The sequence below is a fragment of the Streptomyces sp. NPDC048270 genome (assembly GCF_040652335.1).
Taxonomy (GTDB): domain Bacteria; phylum Actinomycetota; class Actinomycetes; order Streptomycetales; family Streptomycetaceae; genus Streptomyces.
In genome coordinates, this window is record NZ_JBEZLV010000017.1 from 97616 (window position 1) to 117209 (window position 19594).

Annotated in this window: 17 protein-coding genes and 1 pseudogene; 6 read left to right on the plus strand and 12 right to left on the minus strand. The window is 73.0% G+C overall.

The genetic code is table 11. From position 1 onward, the window contains the following. Positions 1 to 167: 167 nt before the first annotated feature. The 3 genes from AB0D66_RS17365 to AB0D66_RS17375 all read left to right on the plus strand — a co-directional run bounded on the left by AB0D66_RS17365 (position 168) and on the right by AB0D66_RS17375 (position 3827). The gene (locus AB0D66_RS17365) at positions 168 to 2558 is read left to right on the plus strand and encodes a PQQ-binding-like beta-propeller repeat protein (RefSeq protein ID WP_362303432.1); all 2391 of its coding nucleotides are present in this window, start codon (positions 168 to 170) and stop codon (positions 2556 to 2558) included. Between the two features lie 57 nt (positions 2559 to 2615). Beyond that, entirely contained in the window at positions 2616 to 3116 is a 501-nt protein-coding gene (locus AB0D66_RS17370; RefSeq protein ID WP_362303434.1) for a peptidylprolyl isomerase, read from the plus strand. Between the two features lie 117 nt (positions 3117 to 3233). Beyond that, a complete protein-coding gene (locus AB0D66_RS17375; RefSeq protein ID WP_362303437.1) occupies positions 3234 to 3827 on the plus strand; it encodes a hypothetical protein in 594 nt (197 codons plus the stop codon). An 8-nt stretch (positions 3828 to 3835) separates the two neighbouring features. Here the strand turns inward: AB0D66_RS17375 and AB0D66_RS17380 are convergent, their stop codons facing one another. The 3 genes from AB0D66_RS17380 to AB0D66_RS17390 all read right to left on the minus strand — a co-directional run bounded on the left by AB0D66_RS17380 (position 3836) and on the right by AB0D66_RS17390 (position 6268). Then, positions 3836 to 4612, minus strand: a complete 777-nt coding sequence (locus tag AB0D66_RS17380) for an enoyl-CoA hydratase/isomerase family protein (RefSeq protein WP_362303439.1) — start codon at positions 4610 to 4612, stop codon at positions 3836 to 3838. Further along, positions 4609 to 5055, minus strand: coding sequence for an OB-fold domain-containing protein (locus AB0D66_RS17385; RefSeq protein WP_362303441.1), 447 nt, complete (start codon positions 5053 to 5055; stop codon positions 4609 to 4611). Before AB0D66_RS17385 ends, AB0D66_RS17380 begins: the two co-directional genes overlap by 4 nt. Before the next feature lie 61 nt (positions 5056 to 5116). Then, positions 5117 to 6268 carry a lipid-transfer protein gene (locus AB0D66_RS17390; RefSeq protein ID WP_362303444.1) on the minus strand — a complete coding sequence of 384 codons (1152 nt, stop codon included), beginning with the start codon at positions 6266 to 6268 and terminating at the stop codon, positions 5117 to 5119. Positions 6269 to 6363: 95 nt separating this feature from the next. Here AB0D66_RS17390 and AB0D66_RS17395 point away from each other — a divergent pair, with 95 nt between their 5' ends. Further along, entirely contained in the window at positions 6364 to 8046 is a 1683-nt protein-coding gene (locus AB0D66_RS17395) for a FadD3 family acyl-CoA ligase (RefSeq protein WP_362303447.1), read from the plus strand. A gap of 12 nt (positions 8047 to 8058) precedes the next feature. Here the strand turns inward: AB0D66_RS17395 and AB0D66_RS17400 are convergent, their stop codons facing one another. The 4 genes from AB0D66_RS17400 to AB0D66_RS17415 all read right to left on the minus strand — a co-directional run bounded on the left by AB0D66_RS17400 (position 8059) and on the right by AB0D66_RS17415 (position 13014). Beyond that, complete coding sequence (locus AB0D66_RS17400; protein WP_362303450.1) at positions 8059 to 8631, minus strand: Uma2 family endonuclease; 573 nt, start codon at positions 8629 to 8631, stop codon at positions 8059 to 8061. Between the two features lie 28 nt (positions 8632 to 8659). Next, positions 8660 to 9427: a class I SAM-dependent methyltransferase gene (locus tag AB0D66_RS17405; RefSeq protein ID WP_362303453.1), complete on the minus strand. Its 768-nt coding sequence runs from the start codon at positions 9425 to 9427 to the stop codon at positions 8660 to 8662. 175 nt (positions 9428 to 9602) lie between these two features. After that, on the minus strand, positions 9603 to 9791 hold the full coding sequence (locus tag AB0D66_RS17410) for a hypothetical protein (RefSeq protein WP_215143141.1): 189 nt from the start codon (positions 9789 to 9791) through the stop codon (positions 9603 to 9605). 181 nt (positions 9792 to 9972) lie between these two features. Then, positions 9973 to 13014, minus strand: coding sequence for a BTAD domain-containing putative transcriptional regulator (locus AB0D66_RS17415; RefSeq protein ID WP_362303456.1), 3042 nt, complete (start codon positions 13012 to 13014; stop codon positions 9973 to 9975). Positions 13015 to 13178: 164 nt separating this feature from the next. On the opposite strand from AB0D66_RS17415, the gene AB0D66_RS17420 reads away from it, so the two are divergent. Beyond that, positions 13179 to 14405 (plus strand): amidohydrolase family protein, encoded by a 1227-nt coding sequence (locus tag AB0D66_RS17420; protein WP_362303459.1) that lies wholly within the window; start codon positions 13179 to 13181, stop codon positions 14403 to 14405. Positions 14406 to 14412: 7 nt separating this feature from the next. On the opposite strand, the gene AB0D66_RS17425 is transcribed toward AB0D66_RS17420, so the two are convergent. From AB0D66_RS17425 to AB0D66_RS17435, 3 genes are read right to left on the minus strand one after another with little or no spacing between them, the layout of a single operon-like run. Beyond that, positions 14413 to 15618, minus strand: coding sequence for a serine hydrolase domain-containing protein (locus AB0D66_RS17425; protein ID WP_362303461.1), 1206 nt, complete (start codon positions 15616 to 15618; stop codon positions 14413 to 14415). Between the two features lie 46 nt (positions 15619 to 15664). Beyond that, the gene (locus AB0D66_RS17430; RefSeq protein WP_362303464.1) at positions 15665 to 15913 is read right to left on the minus strand and encodes a DUF397 domain-containing protein; all 249 of its coding nucleotides are present in this window, start codon (positions 15911 to 15913) and stop codon (positions 15665 to 15667) included. Further along, on the minus strand, positions 15910 to 16773 hold the full coding sequence (locus AB0D66_RS17435) for a helix-turn-helix transcriptional regulator (protein WP_362303564.1): 864 nt from the start codon (positions 16771 to 16773) through the stop codon (positions 15910 to 15912). The genes AB0D66_RS17430 and AB0D66_RS17435 overlap by 4 nt, the downstream gene beginning before the upstream one ends. A gap of 148 nt (positions 16774 to 16921) precedes the next feature. Here AB0D66_RS17435 and AB0D66_RS17440 point away from each other — a divergent pair. Then, positions 16922 to 17299 (plus strand): annotated as a pseudogene (locus AB0D66_RS17440) (ATP-binding protein); the annotation flags it as partial. A gap of 65 nt (positions 17300 to 17364) precedes the next feature. Here the strand turns inward: AB0D66_RS17440 and AB0D66_RS17445 are convergent. Continuing rightward, positions 17365 to 18597 carry a kelch repeat-containing protein gene (locus AB0D66_RS17445; RefSeq protein WP_362303467.1) on the minus strand — a complete coding sequence of 411 codons (1233 nt, stop codon included), beginning with the start codon at positions 18595 to 18597 and terminating at the stop codon, positions 17365 to 17367. Between the two features lie 117 nt (positions 18598 to 18714). Continuing rightward, the gene (locus AB0D66_RS17450) at positions 18715 to 19527 is read right to left on the minus strand and encodes a thioredoxin domain-containing protein (RefSeq protein ID WP_362303470.1); all 813 of its coding nucleotides are present in this window, start codon (positions 19525 to 19527) and stop codon (positions 18715 to 18717) included. Positions 19528 to 19594 lie beyond the last annotated feature (67 nt).

Here is a 19594-nt window from a genome sequence, read left to right on the forward strand (position 1 = left end):
CGCCGTGCCGGGGCCGGACCGGGCGCGGGCCTGACAGAATCGGGGTTGCACGACCCGGGCCGCGCCCGGGGTGAGACGCTGCACGGGGCAGGGGCCCCGCACCGGCGGCGCGTGCTGGTGGAAGCGGGCCCGGCGAGGGCCCGTACGGGGAGGTGTGGAGGCGAGTGGTGGAGCAGCTGACGCAGCACGACCCGAGACGGATCGGCCCCTTCGAGGTGCTGGGACGGCTCGGCGCCGGCGGCATGGGGCTGGTCTATCTCGCGCGGTCCGCGTCCGGACGGCGGGTCGCGATCAAGACGGTGCGCACGGAGCTCGCCGAGGACCAGCTCTTCCGGGTCCGTTTCACCCGCGAGGTGGAGGCGGCCCGCGCCGTGTCCGGCTTCTACACCGCGGCCGTGGTCGACGCCGACCCGCGCGCCGCCGTGCCGTGGCTGGCCACCGCCTACGTGCCGGCGCCCTCCCTCGAGGAGATCGTCAACGAGTGCGGGCCCATGCCCGCCCAGGCCGTACGGTGGCTCGCGGCCGGCATCGCCGAGGCGCTGCAGTCCATCCACGGCGCGGGCCTGGTCCACCGCGACCTGAAGCCGTCCAACGTCCTCGTGGTCGAGGACGGCCCGCGGGTGATCGACTTCGGCATCGCGAGCGGGGTCTCCAACACCCGCCTGACCATGACGAACGTCGCCGTCGGCACCCCCGCCTACATGTCGCCCGAGCAGGCGAAGGACTCGCGCAGCGTCAAGGGCGCCAGCGACGTCTTCTCGCTCGGCTCCACCCTCGTCTTCGCCGCGACCGGGCATCCGCCGTACCACGGGGCCAACCCGGTGGAGACCGTCTTCATGCTGCTGCGCGAGGGCCCCAACCTGGAGGGCCTGCCCGCCGAGCTGCGGCCGCTCATCGAGTCCTGCATGCAGATGGACGCCGCCCTGCGGCCCACTCCGGCCGACCTGCAGGCCCAGCTCGCCCCGCACCTCTTCGACGGCGGCGACGACAGCGGGACGGCCTCGGCCTGGCTGCCCGGGCGGGCCGTCGCCATGATCGAGGCCCGCCGGGCGGGCAACCGCACGCCCGCCGCCGCCGTGCCCGCCCCCGGCCACGGCCCGGGCGGCGCGGCGGGGCCCAGGGGGCCGATCTCGGGCCCCGCCACGCACCGGCGCCCGCGCGGCGCCGAGGCCTGGGTGGACCCGCGCACCGGACATGCCGTTCCGCAGCGCCCGCACCACCCGCCGATGTCCCCGGCCCCCTCGGGCGAGCCCGTCCTGCTGGCCGGGTCCCCGGTGCCGATCGGGCCCGGACCGCGGGCGACGGCCTCGGCGCCCGCGGCGCACGCCGCCGCCGATTCGGCGACCGGCTGGATCCGGCCGCCCGGCGGCTCGGTGGCCGCCCCCGCGGTGGCCTCCGTACCGGCTCCCGGCCCCGCCCCGGACAGCGGCCGCTGGCGCCCGTGGCGCTTCCGCATGTCCAACGACGTCTGGGGCACCCCCACCGTCGCCGGCGACCTGCTCTACGTGACCTCCTTCGAGGTGCACGCCCTGGACGTGGCCAGCGGCCGCCGCCAGTTCAAGACCCGCGACGTCGCCTGGTCCATGGCCGTGGCCGACGGACGCATCCACGCCTCCGACGGCCCTTCCCTCTTCGCGCTCGACGCCTCCGACGGCTCCGAGCGGTGGCGGGTGTCCGCCGACGCCTGGGTGTACGCCCTGCGCGCGGAGCGCGGCACGGTCGTCACCGCCACCCGTGGCGGCGGCGTTCAGGGCTGGGAGGCGTCCAGCGGCCAGAAGCTGTGGGAGCTGACCGGCGCGCAGACCGACTTCGAGACCCCGGAGGCGGCCCCCGTCCTCCACGACGGCACGGTGTACGTGTGGCAGGACGCCCGGCTGCGCGCCCTCGACGCCCGCAGCGGCCGCGAGTCCTGGTCCTACCCGGTCGGTGACGCGGGCTCCTGCGGGAACGTCCCCGTACGGGTCACCCCGGCCCCGGACGGCAACGTCTACGTCGCCGCCGGCACCCGCGTGCTGTCGGTGGACCGGGCCTCGGGCCGGGTCCGCTGGCACTTCGAGGCCCCCGCGGTCTTCCTGGCGCCCCCGGCCTTCGCGCCGGGCGCCGCGGTCACCGGCGGCGGGGTCTACCTCGCCGACTACCTGGGCACCGTCTACGCCCTGGACGCGGCCACCGGCCAGGACCGCTGGCGCATCGCGACCGAGGCGCGCACCTCCCCGGACCCGGTGCTCGTCGCGCACGGCAACGTCCACCTGGGCGCGGGCAGCGCCCTGTACACGCTCGACGCGGTCACCGGCACCCCGAAGTGGCGGTTCGCGGCGGGCGGCGAGATCACCGGCCTGCCGGCCGTCGCGGACGGCCGGGTGCACTTCGGTTCGGCCGACCACTGCCTGTACACGCTGGACGCGGCGGGCGGCCAGCTGCGCTGGAAGCTGGCGACGGGCGGCGAGATCACGGGCGCCCCGGTGGCGGAGGCGGGCGTGGTCTACGCGTGCAGCAAGGACCGCTGCGTGTACGCCCTGGACGCGGCGAAGGGCACCGGCACCCGTACGAGCGGCTGAGGCGACTCGGCCCCCCTCCCGGTAGCGGAACGCACCGGGAGTGACAGGATGGACCCCATGAGCGACAACGTGTACTTCGACATCACCATCAACGGCGAGCCCAAGGGCCGCATCGTCTTCAACCTCTTCGACGACGTCGTCCCGCAGACCGCGCGCAACTTCCGCGAGCTGTGCACGGGCCAGAACGGCTTCGGCTACGCGGGCTCGGGCTTCCACCGCGTCATCCCGCAGTTCATGCTGCAGGGCGGTGACTTCACCAACCACAACGGCACCGGCGGCAAGAGCATCTACGGCGAGAAGTTCGCGGACGAGAACTTCCAGCTGAAGCACGACCGCAAGTACCTGCTGTCGATGGCGAACGCCGGCCGCAACACCAACGGCTCGCAGTTCTTCATCACCACGGTCCTGACCCCGTGGCTCGACGGCAAGCACGTCGTCTTCGGCGAGGTCGTCTCGGGCCAGGAGCTCGTCGACCAGATCGAGGCCCTGGGCTCGCAGTCCGGCGCCCCCAAGGGCAAGGTCGAGATCGCGGCCTCCGGCGTCGTCTCCGCCGCCTGATTCCACCCCGCCCGTACGGCCGGTCGGCCCCGCCCCCTCCAGGGGACCGGGGCCGCCGGCGTTTGCGGGCCGCCTGGTAGCGTGACCGGCCGTCTGTCCAACGGGAGGGTGCGGGCCATGGCGGCTGGACGTCACATCAGATTGACCGCGGTCCTGGTGGCCGTGGTGTTCGCGCTGACGGGCTTCTCGTCGAGCGGTGGCAGCAGCGGCGGGAAGAGCTCGGGCAAGAGCAAGAGCAGCAGCAGCGGCGGCGGATGCTCCAGCTCCAAGAGCAAGAAGAAGAGCCACAGCGGCAGCGGCAGTACGGCGTCCGCCTCGGCCACGGCCTCCGCGAGCCCGACCGGCGACCCGGCCACCGTCGTGGTGGTCACCTGCACGGGTTCCGCGACGCCCGCCACCACGCTCCGGTTCACCTCGAAGCTCGACCGCAGGGCGGCCTTCGAGGTCGACCTCCACCGGGAGGGCGCCGGCGGAGCCGCCGTCGAGTCCACGGTCGTCCGGGTGGACCTGGGGGCGCGCGAGACCCGCACGGTCGACGTCGCCCTCGACGACCCCTCGCGCGCCGCGCAGGTCAGGAACTGCCGCCTCGGCAAGCCCACTACCAGCGGTTCCTCCGCGAGCGCGACGCCGGGGGCCAGCTCCGGGCCGACCTCCGACGGGTCCAAGGGCACGCCCGCGCCCAAGGCGAGCAAGTCCCGCAAGCCGCGCTGACGGGCCGGTCAGCGCAGCCGGAACTCCCTGCCCGGCGGCCGGGCCGCGAACAGGTCCGCCTGCCGGTCCGGGGGCAGGTTGCCCAGTGCGATCAGCGCCGGGGCCTGCGCCAGGGCCTGCTGGAGCGCCGCCTGCTTCGCCGACCACAGGGCCCGTACGGTGCCCTGCACGGCCTCCGTCGGGAAGCCGGCCAGGGTCCCGGCCGCGCGCAGGGCCGCCGCGAGCAGCTCCCCGGGCTCGGCGAGCTCGGAGACCAGGCCGATCTCGTAGGCCCGCCGCGCGGAGAGCCGTTCCGCCGTGCCCATCAGGGACATCCGGGCGGCTTCCCCGAAGGGCATCCGCTGCGCCATGTACATGGCCTCGTAGGCGCTGACCATGCCGTAGGCGGTGTGCGGGTCGAAGTAGGTGGCCGATGAGGAGGAGACGATGAACTCCGCCTCGCCCAGCAGGTAGAACGCCCCGCCGCAGGCCATGCCGTTGACCGCGGCGACCACCGGCTTCCACAGGTCGTTGGCCTTCGGGCCGATGGAGACCAGCGGGTCGTCGACCGAGTACGGGGACCCCGGCTGCGGCACCTGCGCCCCCCGGTCGATTCCCGTGCAGAAGGCGGCCGTCCCGGCGCCGGTCAGCACGACCGCCCGCACCTCGTCCTCGAACCGGAACTGCCGCCACACCGCAGCCAGTTCGGCGGCCGTCTCCAGGTCGATGGCGTTGTGCCTGCGCTCCCGGTCCAGGGTGACGACCGCGACCCCGGCCGCCTTGTCCCGCTCCACCCGCAGGGTCACGGCTTCTCCAGGATCCAGCGCGGCACCGCGACCCCGCCCGTCTCGGTGAACACCGCCTGCACCCGTGCCCCGATGCGCAGCCGGGCCGGGTCCACGGAGTTCAGCGGGGCGTCGGCCGAGGCCACCAGGTTCCCGGCCAGCCGGATGTGCGGGGCGTCGGCGAGTTCCACGAGGATCACGTTGTACGGGGCCTGTGCGGCGTAGGCGGGCAGCAGCGGCGGATGCGGCTGGACGTAGGACCAGATGCGGCCCCGGCCGCTGGTCAGGCGCCACTCGGAGTCGAAGGACTGGCAGTGCGGGCAGCAGGGGCGCGGCGGGAAGCGGAGTCTGCCGCAGGCCGTGCAGGCCTGGACCCGCAGTTCGCCCCGGGCGGCGTACTCCCAGAAGGGGGCGCCGTCCTCGTCGGGGACGGGGAGCAGAAGCGATTCCTCGGTGGTGGTCATGGCGTGGCCCTCCTCGGGGCTCGGGGCTCGGGGCTCGGCGGCTCGGCCTCGGTCGCGCCGCTCAGGCGCGCAGCAGGATCGCGGACGTCGGGACGCCCTCGCCCGCCGTCACCAGGCAGGTCGCGGCGTTTGGCACCTGGGCGGTGGAGACGCCGCGCAGCTGCTTGACGCCCTCGTTGATCAGGTTGAAGCCGTGCACGTAGGCCTCCGACAGGCCGCCGCCCCCGGTGTTGATCGGGAGCCGGCCGCCCATCTCCAGGGCTCCGCCCTCGGTGAAGGCGGCCCCCTCGCCGCGCCCGCAGAAGCCGTAGCCCTCCAGCGAGAGCGGGATCAGCGGGGTGAAGGCGTCGTAGATCTGGGCGACGTCCACGTCCTGGGGGCCGAAGTCGGCCTGCTTCCACAGGTGGCGGGCGGCCGTCCAAGCGGGCCCGGACAGGGGGTCGTCGTTCCAGTAGTTGACCATGCCGTGGTGCTGGGCGGGCAGGCCCTGGGCCACGGAGTGCACGTAGACGGGCTTCTGTCGACAGTCCCGGGCCCGCTCGGCGGAGACGATCACGCAGGCCAGCGCCCCGTCCGTCTCCAGGCAGTTGTCGAAGAGGCAGAGCGGGTCGCTGATCATGCGGGAGGTCATGTACATCTCGCGGGTCAGCGGGCGTTCGTACATCATCGCGGCCGGGTTCTCGTTGGCCCGGTTGCGGCAGGCCATCGCCACGTTGAAGAGGTGGTCGCGGGTGGCGCCGTACTCGTGCATGTACCGGCGGGCCAGCATGCCGATCTCGTCGGCCGGGCGCAGCAGCCCGAAGGGGCGGGTCCACTGGCCGGGGGTGGGCAGCTGGACGGCGGTGTTCTTCCAGGGGCGGGGGCCGGAGCCGCGCTTGCGCGAGCGCCAGGCGACGCCGACGGTGGCCTGGCCGGTGGCCACGGCGGAGGCCAGGTGCCCGACGGTGGCGCAGGATCCGCCGCCGCCGTAGCCGATCTTGGAGAAGAAGGTGACGTCACCGGCGCCGATGGCCTTGGCGACCTCGACCTCGTCGGTCTCCTCCATGGTGTAGGAGGCGAAGGCGTCGACCTCGGCGGGTTCTATCCCCGCGTCGGCGAGGGCTGCCAGAATGGCCCGGCATGCCAATTCCTTCTCAGTCTGCGGCAGTTGTCTGGCAAAGGCGGTCTGGCCGATGCCGACTATCGCTGTCGCGTCCTTGAGCGTTGCCGCCATCGCCACCTCCGGAGGTGTATCAGTACTGACAGCCGCGAAGGCTACAGCTAATCTGACGGATAGTCAGCTACTGGGATCGCAGGGAGGGGCGTGCGATGTACGAGGGCGTGGACGAGGGTGCGGGTGCGGGCGGATCGGTGAACAGTCGCGGGGGCGCGGCGCGGGAGGAGGGCACCGACCCGCGCGGGGACCTGAGGTGGGGCAGCATCGCCGGCCTCGTGCGCGACGCCGCGGCGCGCTACGCCGACCGCGAGGCCGTCGTGGACGGCCGGGTCCGCCTCGACTACGCCCAGCTCGGTGAGCGCGTCGAGCGCGCCGCGGCCGCCTGTATCGCCGCCGGGGTCGAACCGGGCGACCGGGTCGCCGTCTGGGCCCCCAACACCCTGGAGTGGATCGTCTCCGCCCTCGGCGCCGTCTCCGCGGGCGCGGTGCTCGTCCCCCTCAACACCCGCTTCAAGGGCACCGAGGCCGCGTACGTCCTGCGGCGCAGCCGGGCCCGGCTGCTCTTCGTCACCGGCACCTTCCTCGGCACCTCCTACGTCGCCTCCCTGCGCCGCGCCACGGCCGAGGGCACCGGCGAGGGCCCGCTGCCCGGGCTGCCGCACCTGGAGCAGGTCGTCGTCCTCGCCGAGGACGCCCCCGATTCCTTCCGCACCTGGAAGGACTTCCTGGCGGGCGGGGACTCCGTGGCGGCCGGCGCCGTCCGCGAGCGCGCCGAGGCCATCCCCGGCGACGCCCCCTCCGACATCATCTACACCTCCGGCACCACCGGCAGCCCCAAGGGCGCCGTCATCACCCACGCCCAGTCCCTGCGCTGCTACGACGTGTGGAGCGAGCTCGCCGGACTGCGCGAGGGCGACCGCTACCTGATCGTGAACCCCTTCTTCCACACCTTCGGCTACAAGGCCGGGATCATCGCCTGCCTGATGCGCGGGGCCACGATGATCCCGCAGCCCGTCTTCAACGTGGACACCGTCCTCGCCAACATCGCCGCCGAGCGGATCTCCGTGCTCCCCGGGCCGCCCACGCTCCACCAGTCCCTGCTCGACCACCCCCAGCGCGCCCACCACGACCTCTCCGCCCTGCGCCTGGTCGTCACCGGCGCGGCCGTCGTCCCGCTCCAGCTGGTCGAGCGGCTGCGCGGCGAACTGCGCATCGCCACCGTCCTCACCGCCTACGGACTCTCCGAGGCCAGCGGCATCGTCACCATGTGCCGCCGCGGCGACCCGGCCCGGACCATCGCCGAGACCTCGGGGCGGGCCATCCCGGACACCGAGGTGATGATCAGGGACGCGGAGGGACGGGCGCTGCCCGCCGGCCGGGTGGGCGAGATCGCGGTCCGCGGCCACCACGTCATGCGGGGGTACTTCGAGGACCCCCACGAGACGGCGAAGGCCATCACCCCGGAGGGCTGGCTGCTCACCGGCGACGTGGGGTTCACGGACGAGGACGGCAACCTGCGCATCACCGACCGGATCAAGGACATGTTCATCGTCGGCGGCTTCAACGCCTACCCCGCCGAGATCGAGCAGCTCCTGGGCCTCCACCCGGACATCGCCGACGTCGCGGTGGTCGGCGTCCCGGACCCGCGGCTCGGCGAGGTCGGCAAGGCCTACGCCGTCCGCCGCCCCGGCTCCACCCTCACCGCCGACGACCTGATCGCCTGGTCGCGGAGGGAGATGGCCAACTACAAGGTCCCGCGCGCGGTGGAGTTCGTCGCCGAGCTCCCGCGCAACGCGAGCGGCAAGATCCTCAAACGCGAACTGCGGGCCCGCTGAGTCGGGGCCGCATCAGGGGACGAGCCTGCCCAGGTCGATGGCCGCGGGGAACGGCACCGACACCTTCAGCCACTCGCGGTGGATCCCGGTCGCCACGTACGACCGGGTGACCGTGTCCAGTTCGTAGACGTGCACGGCGGGCCCGGCCGGCTCGTCCTCGACTCGCCAGAAGTGGGGGATGCCGGCCTGGGCGTACTTGAACGGCTTCATGGACCGGTCCCGGTCCGCCGACTCCTCGGACACCACTTCGATCACTAGGGCGACCTCGTCGGGGAGGTAACGGGTGCGGTCGGGGTCGTAGGCGACCGTCGCAGCCAGGATGTCCGGTTCGGGGCGGCTCCTCTTGTCGAGACGGACGGTCATCTCCCGTTCGACCTCGATGCCGGCAGGCGCGGCCTGCCGCAGGCTGAAGGTCAGGTTCTCCACGAGCCGGGCGTGCCAGGACCGCTGCGGGGACAACATGAAGATCAGCGCTCCGTCGATGAGCTCGGTGTGCCGGGGAGCCTGGGGCCAGTGATCGAGGTCGTCCGCCTCCCAGCCGCTCGGGCGGGGCGGGAGCATCCACTCCGGGAGCTCGGCTGCCATGGTTTTCCTCCAGGGGTCCCGAGCCAGCCTACTCGGCTGAGCCCTTCCGCACGGGCCCTTGGCGAGTCGGTCCCGTCTTGCGGGCCAGGACCAGGCGCCAGTTCGGGGCGCCTGAGGGCCGGTGGCCGAAGTGGGCCAGGGGGACCGTCTCCACCGTGAAGCCGGCCGTGCGGAGGTCGGTGCGGACCGGGCCCAGCGGGAAGGTCCGGTAGTACATGACGAAGGGCGGGCGCCACACCGCGTTGCGCACCCGCATCGCAGCGTCGAAGCCCGCGACCGCCCACCACAGCGGGTGGGCCGGCGGGATCGGCGCGCCGATCGGGAAGGCGAAGAGCCCTCCCTCGCGCAGCGCCGCGTGGACCCCGGCGAAAAGGGCGGGGCGTTCCGAGGGCAGGAAGTGGCCGAAGGCACCGAAGCTGACGGCCAGGTCGTAGGAGTCCGCGAGCGCGGGCGGCAGGGCACGCGCGTCGGCCCGTACGAAGTCCACGCGCGGGTCCGGATGCGCCCGCCGGGCCTCGGCCAGCATGCCCGCGCTCAGGTCCACCCCCGTCACGCGGTCCCGGCACAGCCGCCGCAGCATGCCGGTCCCGGCCCCCGTGCCGCAGCAGACGTCCAGCCCGGAACCGAAGGAGCCCTCCCGCTCGGCCAGGGTCTCCTCGACGGCGTCGAGCATCCGGTCCGGGGTGCGGAAGGGCGTGTGGTCGAACTTCGGGGCGAGCAGGTCGTAGCCGCGCTCGACCGAGGAGAGGGCCTGCACGGCGAGTTCGCGGACGCTCGGCCCGTGGCTGGTGAACACACCCCCAGCGTAGGCGCGGGCGTCCGCATCCGTACGCGGGCATGCGACGGCGGTCGCGGTGGCTCCCCCTCCGGGCCACCGCGACCGCCGTCCCCCCGTGCTCCCCCGTACGTCCCCCGTACGTCCCCCGTACGTTTCCCCCGTACGTTCGTGGTGCTTGGTGCGGTCGTGCCTGCTACGGGCGCGGACCGGACGCGTGGTTGTCCAGCGTCTGGATCTCCTCGCCCGACGCGTGGTTGTCGAGGGGCTTGATCTCGATCCCCGACGCGTGGTTGTCGAGAGTCTCGATTTCGACGCCCGAGGCGTGGTTGTCGAGCGGCTTGATGTCGCCGTCGTTCGGCAGGATGTTCTCGTTCGTCGTCATCGAATCTCCTGATGGATGGGTAGGGCCCGCTCGGCGATTCCCCCGCGGACCGCCGAACGGGTGGTCCTCCAACCGACCCGGTTGCCCCCCGACGCGCCGGGTCGATGCACTAATAGTGGCGCCGGGCGATAAACGAACGATGAACGCCTCGTTCATCGGACGTCACTGCAGGTCACCGCCGTCAGGCCGCGATCTCGGACGCCAGCAGCGCCCGCACCTCCGCCAGTTCGGCCGAACCCAGCTGTGCGAAGACGGCCTCCGCGTCCCGCCAGCACGCCCGCGCCCGGTCCGTCTGCCCCAGCCGCCGCAGCGCCTTGCCCAGCACCGTCAGCACGGTGGCCCGCCGCCACTCCCCGCCGATCCCGCGCAGCGCGATGGCCTGCTCGGCGTGCGAGGCGGCCAACGTCGGCCTGCGCGCCGCCAGATGGGTCTCGGCGAGCCGGAAGTGGGTCACGCCCTCCCACAGGGGCTGGCGGTTGTCGTGGAACAGCGACAGCGCCTCGGTCAGCTGCGTCAGGGCCTCGCCGAGCCGGCCCGCCTGGGTGAGGGCGATGCCCAGCGCGTAGCGGCCGTTGGCCAGGCGCAGGGTCAGGCCCATCCGGTCGTAGATGGCGATGCCCTGCTGGGCGAGGTCTATGGCGCTGGAGAGGCGGCCCAGCTCCACGTGGATGCGGGAGAGGTTGCACAGCGCGCTCGCCTCGCCCACGTTGTTCGCGTCGGCCCGGAAGCCCTCGATGGCCTCCAGCAGGTAGCGCTCGCCGTCCGCGTGCCGGCCCTGGTAGAGCGCGATGATCCCGCGGTCGTTGGGCGCCCAGCAGCTGGGCAGCGGGTCGCCGGCCTCCCGGGCCAGCGCCGTGGCCTGGCGGGCCTCGTCGTCGGCCTCGGCGAACCGGCCCGCGACCAGGTGCACGTTGGTGAGCGTGGTGCGCGCCCGGCCCTCGGCGTAGGGGTCCTTGGCGGCCTGGGCGGCGTCGCGCAGCGCGACGGCGGCCGACTCGTACTGCTTGGAGTTGGCCCCCGACTCGGCCAGGTCCTTCGCCGCCCACAGCAGGTCCACGGCCCGCCGCAGGACGAGCGTCTCGCCGCCGCGTACGGAGGCCTGCCGTACGCACGCCAGCAGCGGGTCGGCCTCGGCGTAGAGCCAGTCCAGGGCGGCGCGCGGCTCGCCGAAGACGAGCCCGGGGTAGTGGGTGTCGGACAGGTGGGCCGGGAGCCGGTCGCCGGGGCGCTCCAGGGCGTAGACCCCGGAGGCGGTGGCCAGGTAGAAGTCCAGGAGCCGGTCCAGGGCGGCCTCGCGCCCGCTCGGCGGCTGCTCGTCGCGCTCGGCGCAGGCGCGCGCGTAGAGGCGTACGAGGTCGTGGAAGCGGTAGCGGCCGGGGGCGGCGGATTCGAGGAGCGAGCAGTCCACTAAGGCCTCGAGGAGGTCCTCGGTGTCGTGCTCGGGCAGGTCCAGTACGGCGGCCGCCGCCGACAGGGAGATGTCGGGGCCGTCGGCGAGGCCGAGGAGGCGGAACGCGCGCTGCTGGGCCGGCTCCAGCTGGCCGTAGCCCAGTTCGAAGGTGGCTTTGACGGCGAGGTCGCCGGTCTGCAGCTCGTCGAGGCGGCGGCGCTCGTCGGCCAGCTTGGCGGCGAGGACGGAGACGGTCCACGTGCGGCGGGCGGCGAGCCGGGAGGCGGCGATCCGGATGGCCAGCGGCAGGAAGCCGCAGGCGCCGACCACGTCGAGGGCGGCCTGGCGTTCGGCGCGCACGCGCTCCTCGCCGACGATCCGGGTGAAGAGCTGGAGGGCCTCATCGGGGCTCATCACGTCGAGGTCGACGAGATGGGCCCCGGCGAGGCCCGCCATGCGGACCCGGCTGGTGACCAGGGCGGCGCAGCCGGCGGTGCCCGGCAGCAGCGGGCGGACCTGGGCGGCGTCGCGGGCGTTGTCGAGCAGGACCAGGACGCGGCGGCCGTCGAGGGTGGAGCGGTAGAGCGCGGCCCGGTCGGCGGGGGAGTCGGGGATGAGGGTGTCGGGGGTGCCCAGGGCCCGCAGGAAGGAGCCGAGGACGGCCTCGGGTTCGGCCGGGCGGGGCTCGGTGCCCTGGAGGTCGACGTAGAGCTGGCCGTCCGGGAAGTGCCGGCGGGCGGCGTGCGCGACGTGCACGGCGAGGGTGGTCTTGCCGACGCCGCCGATCCCGGCGAGCGCGGACACGGCCATCACCTGGCCCTCGGTGCCGCCGGAGAGGATGGTGCCGAGCTCGTCGACGAAGCTGGTGCGGCCGGTGAAGTCGGGGACGGTCGCGGGCAACTGGGCGGGCCTCACGTGCACGGTCGCGGCGGCCGGCGCCGGGTCCTCGGCGCGGGCGAGGTCGGCGTCGGCGTTCAGGATGCGCTGCTGGAGGGCGGAGAGTTCGGGGCGCGGGTCGACCCCGAGCTCGTCGGCGAGGAGCCGGCGGGTGTCGGCGTAGACGGCGAGGGCCTCGGCCTGCCGGCCGCTGCGGTAGAGGGCGAGCATCAGCAGCTCGCGCAGGCGTTCGCGCAGCGGGTGGGCGGCGGTGAGGGCGGTCAGCTCGGAGACGGCCTCGGCGTGGTGGCCGACCTCCAGGTCCAGGTCCAGGCGGGTCTCCACCAGCTGGAGGCGCCATTCGGCGAGCCGGGTGCGCTCGGTCTCCGCGGCGGGGCCGGGGACTCCGGCGAGGGGCTCGCCGTCCCACAGGTCGAGGGCGCGGGCCAGCAGCGTACGGGCGAGGGTCCGGTCACCGGCCCCGCGGGCGGAATCGGCGTCGGCGGCCAGGCTGCGGGCGACGCCCAGGTCGAGGGTGGCGGCGGAGCGCAGCCGGATGGCGTAGCCGCCGGCGTCGGAGACGAGCAGCCCGGGGTCGAGGACCTTGCGCAGGCGGGAGGCGTAGGTCCGGATGGTGGCGAGGGCCTGCTGCGGCGGGTCCTCGCCCCAGATGGCGTCGATCAGCTCGGGCGCGGTGGCGGTGCGCCCGTCGCGCAGCAGCAGCGTGGCGAGCAGGGCCCGCTGCTGGGGCGTCCCGGAGGGCAGCGCGTCGCCCCCGCGCCAGGCGCGGATGGGGCCGAGCACGGCGAACCGCGAGTCGCCCGCGGCGCGTTCGGCGGGATCGGGTGCGGGGGCTCCGGCCACCGTGGTGCCCGCGGCGGTGGTGGTGCGTGCGGTGGTGGCCGCAAGGGACTCGGGGTGTTTCCGCGGCTGCGGGATGGCCGGTACGCCGTCCATCTGTCGTCCCCCTGCCTTCCGTCGGTGTAAGGGTCAGTCTGCCCTGTCTTGCGCGTACACGTCAGCCCGTCCCGGACCGAGTCGTTCCTGATCCGGTCCCGATCCGGGCCGGATCGGCGCCCAACTAGCTGACGGTTCGTCAGATCGGCGCTACCGTATCGGGTATGGAGACCTTCCCGAAGATCATCTCGGTGGACGACCACACGGTGGAGCCCCCCCATGTCTGGCGGGACCGCCTCCCGTCCAAGTACAAGGACACCGGCCCCCGCGTCGTCCGCGCCCCCTTGAAGGAAATGACCTTCCTCGGCGGCAAGTTCGCCCCCGTGATGGGGGCCAGGGGCGACGACGGCCCGATCGGCGACTGGTGGGTGTACGAGGACCTGCACCGGCCGCTCACCCGACTCGACACCGCCGTCGGGTACGACCGCGACGAGATCAAACTGGAAGTCATCACCTACGAGCAGATGCGCCCGGGGTCCTTCTCGGTTCCCGAACGCCTCGCGGACATGGACGTCAACCACGTCCAGTCGGCCCTCTGCTTCCCCACCTTCCCCCGCTTCTGCGGCCAGACCTTCACCGAGGCCTCCGACCGCGAGCTGGGGCTGCTCGGCGTGCGGGCGTACAACGACTGGATGGTGGAGGAGTGGTGCGGCCCCCAGGCCCGCGGCCGGCTCATCCCGCTGACCCTCATCCCGCTGTGGGACGCCGAGCTCGCGGCCGCCGAGGTCCGCCGCAACGCCGCCCGCGGCGTCCGCGCGGTCGCCTTCTCGGAGATACCCCCGCACCTGGGCCTCCCCTCCGTCCACACGGACTACTGGGACCCCTTCCTCCGGGCCTGCGACGAGACCGGCACGGTCATCGCCATGCACATCGGCTCGTCGAGCCGGATGCCGTCCACCTCGGCGGACGCCCCGCCGGCCGTCGGCTCCACCATCACCTTCGCCAACTGCTGCTTCTCGATGGTCGACTGGCTGATGAGCGGCAAGTTCGAGCGCTTCCCCAACCTGCGGATCATGTACGCGGAGGGCCAGATCGGCTGGATCCCCTACATCCTGGAGCGCGCCAACGTGGTCTGGGAGGAGAACCGCGGCTGGGGCGGAGTCGCCGACAAGGTCCACCGCCCGCCGTCCGAGCTCTTCGCCGAGCACGTCTTCGGCTGTTTCTTCGACGACGCCTTCGGCCTGAGGAACCTGGACTCGATCGGCGCCGGAAACGTCCTCTACGAGACGGACTACCCCCACTCGGACTCCACCTGGCCCAAGTCCCGCGAGGTCGGCGAGGCGCAGATGGGACACCTGGCACCCGACGTGGTCGACCGCATCGTGCGCGGCAACGCCATCGGCCTGCTGGGGCTGACCGAGGACGGCCTGTGGGCGGGACCGGGGGCCTGAGCCGTCCCTAGGAGTGCGGGTGCTTCGACTTCAGGGGCCGGTCCGGGGCCAGCAGGGCGGAGATCCGCTCGGCCACGGTCTGGGCCTGGTTGCCCTCCGGGGTCTTCGGGCCCTTGGTCGCGCTGACGGCGATGGCCAGTTTCTCGGCCGGGAGGTAGGCCTGGATGGCCGCGTAGCCGGAGAACGAGGGGTTCTGCTCGATCCAGCCGTTGTCGACGAGGACCCCGAAGCCGAAGTGCGCCTCGCGCGTGTTCTTCAGGCACACGGTGGCCGGGCACCCGTCCGTCGTGCTGCCGAGCCCCACCGTGCCCGGGTCCAGCTGGGTCCGGAACGACTCCGGGGACAGCAGCTCGCCGGTTCCGATGGCGCGCGCGGACCGCTCCAGATCGCAGATGTCGGTGGTGAGGACAGCGCCCGGAGCGGTGGTCCACGACGGATTCCAGTAGCTGGACTCCTCGTAGATCCCGCGGTCCGAGGTGAAGGAGTGCAGCGCGGGCACCGGGATCTCGGGGGTGGCGCCGTTGGCGGTCTCGCCCAGCCCGAGCGGCCGCATCACGCGTTCCTGGAGCAGCCGCTCCAGGGACACGCCGCTGATCTTCTCCAGCGCGGCGCCGAGCAGCTGGAAGTTGGCGTGCGAATAGCTGAAGTTGGTGCCCGGCGGGTACCAGAGCGGATGGGCGGCGGCGATGCCGATGACCTCCGCGGAGGTCCAGTGCCGGAACGGCGCCGCCTCCAGCTCGGCGAGGAACTTGGGGTCCGTCACGTAGTCGTGCAGGCCCGAGGTGGAGTTGCCGAGCTGGCGCAGGGTGATCTCCTTGGCGTGCGGAGCGTCCGGCAGCCATCGGTCGATGGTGTCGTCCAGACCCGCCCTGCCCTCCTCGACCAGCTGGAGCAGCACGGTGGCCATGTACGCGATCGCCACCGATCCCGAGCGGAAGTGCATCGCCGGATCGGCCGGGACGCCCGTCACGGACTCGCCGAGCGCGGTCGTGACGAGCTCCTTGCCGTCCTTGGAGACCCGGAGGATCAAGCTGTTCAGCCCGAGCTCCCGCTTGGCCTGCTCGGCGAGCTCGAGCACGTCGGCGGCCTGGCCCCGAGCGGGCCCGGGGGTGCGCACGCAGCCTCCCGGCGCGGCGGCCGCCGCTGCCCCTGCGGGGAGCGTGGCCGCCACCAGCCCGGCGATGCAGAGCAGCACCGTACGCGTACGCCTCACCCCACCATGATGGCCGGGTACGAGGCCCCGCGCGCGGCGGGCGGCATCACGGGGCGGCGGTGATCCCGCCCAGGAACGCGCTCCAGGTGGCAGGAGCCACGGCCAGCTCGGGACCGGCGGTCACCTTGGAGTCCCGGACGTGGACGGCGGCGGGGCAGGCGGCGACCTCCACGCAGTTGCCGCCTTCGCCCGTGCTGTAGCTGGACTTCTGCCAGGCGAGCGCCACCTCGACGCAGTCGCCGCCCTCGCCGTCGCTGTAGCTGCTCTTGAACCAGGCCAGGTCGGTGGTCTTCATCTGACTTCTCCCAGCGTTTTCTCGATCAAGGCGAGGGACTCGTGGGGCGCGAGCGCCTGTGCCCGGATGATCCCACAGCGCTCGGCCATGATGCGTACCTGATCGGGGTCAGTGATCAGATGGGGGCGCCCGTACATCTCGTAGTACGCAATCTGTTGGCGGCCCTTGGGGTGGAGCAGGGTGAATGCGCCGTCCATGGCGGCATGCGCGCCCTGTCCATACGGCACCACTTGTAGCTCCACGGTGCGCAACCGGCCGACGTGCAGAATGCGTTGGAGCTGTTCGCGATGGACCTCCGGTCCGCCCACCTGCCGCTCCAACAGGTTCTGGTCGAGGATGAAGCTGAACGTAGGGGACGGCCAGCGTTCGAAGATCTGCTGGCGAGACAGGCGATCCTGCACTCGCTTCTCGATCGTCGCCTCGTCAAGCAGTGGGCGGCGTTGCGTGAAGATCTCCCGCGCGTGGCGCTCAGTCTGCAAGAGGCCCGGTACAGCCTGGAATCCGTACTCGTGCACCGCCTGGGCAGCCGCCTCGGCCTCCGCGTAACTCCGGAACCAGTCAGGATGCCGCGTCCGCGCCCGCTTCAGCGCGTCCTTCACGTCCGGGATCGCCACCCGCAGGACGCCCCGGGCCCCCAGCACCTCGTCCGCCCGTTCCAGCAGGTCCGGCTGCGGGGTGCGGACTCCGCGCTCGATCGCGCCGATCAGGTCCTCGCTCACGTGCAGCCGCGCGGCCAGGTCCTTCTGGTGGAAGCCGGCCGCCTCCCGCAGCGCCTTGATCTGTTTGCCCAGCGCCCGGAAGAGGTGGGCCGTGCCGTCCGCCTCGACGGGGCGTTCGGGTCGTTCCTCGCGGTCTGACATGTCGTTCATCGGCTGAACCGCCTTCGTCCGTACAAGCCGTACACACAGACGTCGGCGCCCCTACAGCGGATCTGCGTCACGCCGCGACTACTGGAAAGCGTAGAGCCCGGTGGACACGCTCGGTGAGGTGACGACTGAAAAGAGTGACATGGCACAGCGGTTCAGCTCCACGCGGCGCGGGGCCCGGCTCGCCCGGCGGCTCGCGCAGGCGCAGCTGGACGTCTGGGGGGTTCCGTATGGGTGCGGGCTGTCCGACGACGTCGGGCTCGTCGTCGGGGAGCTCGCCGCGAACGCCGTGCTGCACGGGCGGCTGCCCGGAAGGGACTTCGAGCTGCGGCTCGAGTACGGAGGCGGGAGCGTGCGGGTGATGGTCAGCGACACCCGGAGCGACGCGGGGCCGCCGGACGCGCCCGCGCCCGTCGATCCGTGGTCGGCGGAGGACGGGCGCGGGCTGCTGGTGGTGGCCGCCGTGGCCCGGGAGTGGGGTGTGGCGGCGCGGGGGCCCGGCAAGACGGTGTGGGCGGAGGTCGGGGGCACGCCGTCGGGCCGGCGCCAGGGAGGCACCGGCCCGAACGGGGTGTCACGGATGCCTCAGGAGGCGGGGGCGACGCCCGGCTTCGGAGCCTTGGGCGCCGTGGCGAGGGGGGTGTCCTCGAAGGGGTCGTCGGACGGCGCCGAGGGCTGAGCGGACGGCTTCGGGTGGGCGGACGGCGTCGACGAGGGGTTCGGGTTCGGCTTGGGCTTGGACCCGGCCTGCGCGCGTTCGATCGTGAAGGCCTCGGTCGTCGCCGTGGCGGCAGCGGCGGCGTCGAGGCCGCCGAACGCGTACACGCAGTCGTTCCTCGTGTTCTTGGGGCACGGCGCCGCCGCCACCCCGAACTCCCGGTGCGGTGTGGGCATCGGGGGCAGGGTCACCCAGGCGTTGGTGACCGGGCTGTAGGCCTCGGCCGTGGTCAGGCCGGTGGCGCCGTTGAGTCCGCCCAGGACGTAGACGCAGCCGTCGGTCATCCCGTCGGGGCAGGGGGCGGTGGCCGCTCCGGGGGTGTCGCTGCGGGCGGTCGGCATGTCGGGGACGTACTGCCAGGCGTTCAGGAGGGGGCTGTAGACCTCGACGGAGGCGAGGTCCGGAATGCCGGTGGTCGCGCCGCCGATGGCGTACACGCACGTGCCCTTGAGGCCCAGGTCGCCGGGGCAGGGGGCGGCCGTGCCCGTGTGGTTGAAGCGTGCGGTCTGGAGCGGGGAGAGCGTCGCCCAGGTGTTGGTGACCGGGCTGTACGCCTCCACGGTGGTGAGGGGGTTGGCCCCGTCGGTGCCGCCGAAGATGTACACGCACGTGCCGTGCAGCCCCAGATCGTCCGGGCACGGGGCCGTGGCCGATGCCGCGTTCGAGCGGACGCTCGTCAGCGAGCGGATGGTCAGCCAGGCGTTCGTCTCCACGCTGTACGCCTCGGCGGTGGCCAGGCCCGCGCCTCCGAGGGTGTAGACGCAGTCACCCCGCACCCCGTCCGGGCAGGGAGCCGTCGTGGTCGTCTGGCCGAAACGGGGGGTCTTCACCGGGGGCAGCGTGACCCAGGTGCCCACGGAGGGGCTGTATGCCGTCAGGGCGTCGCCGAGGACGCTCCCGCCGACGGCGTACACGCAGGTGCCGCGCAGCCCCTCCGGGCAGTCCGCGGCGGCTCCGGTCACGCCGACGCGGGTCGTCGGCAGCGGCGGGGCCGTCACCCACACCCCCTGCGCGGTCGCGGCGGTGGCCGACAGGGCCAGGAGCGGGGCCATGGCCAAGACGGCGAGCCGCCGCCAGCCCCGGGGTCGGGTGTGACTCACGTGCCTCATCGCTTACCTATCTCGCGGAGGGGATTCAGGCACTGTGAAATTACATATGGTCAGATCATTGTCGCTCGCTGTGACGGCCGAATGCCCTAACCGCACGACAGCCGCCGGTCACCGCTTCCGGTTGTCCGCGATCAGCCGCCTGAAGGCGTCCGGGGTGATGGACTCGATGCCCTTGCCCGAGTTCACGGTGATCTTCTTGCCGTCGATGAACACCGCCGGGGTGCCGTTGACGCCCTCGTCGTAGAAGGCCCGGCCCACCTTCTCCACCCACGGCATGTAGGTGAGCTCCTTGACGGCCTGGTTGAAGGCGGGCGTCCGCAGCCCCGGCACCTGGTCCGCGAGCTCCAGGAGGGTGGCGGTGGAGCCGAACTTGTCGTCCGTCTCCTTCTCCGGGTGGTTCTTGAAGAGGACCTGGACGTACTCCATGAACTTCTCGGGGCTCTCGTCGACCGCCGCGCCCAGGGCGTTCAGGGCGCGCTTGGAGCCCTTCCCGCCGCCGAGGGACTTGTCCAGGAAGGTGGCGAAGCGGTACTCGACCCGGTAGGCGCCCGCGTCGGCCTGCTCCTTGATGGTCGCGCCCAGGCCCTGTTCGACTCCGGCGCAGAAGGGGCAGCGGGGGTCCAGCCAGATGGTGAGGACGTGCTGCGCGTCCGGGTCGCCGTACGGGACCACGATCCCGTCCTTGCCGGTGGTGTGGGCGGGCCGGACGAACGGCTTGGCCGCCGCCCCGTCGTCATCGGCCGCGTCGGAGGAATGCGCCGCGAAGACGCCGGCGCCGATCGCGAGGGCCAGGACGGCGGCCACGGAGCCGCCGACGAGCAGCCGGCCCCGCACCTTCGCGCGGCGCGCCTGCGCCTGCCGTTCCGCGTGGAGGCGCTCGCGGGCCTCGCGGCGCTGTTCCTTCTTGGTGCTGGTGGCCATAAAGGTCAGGATAAGGAGTCGAACCCGCTGAAAACGGGGGCCATATGGCCAATACGGGCAGGGGCTT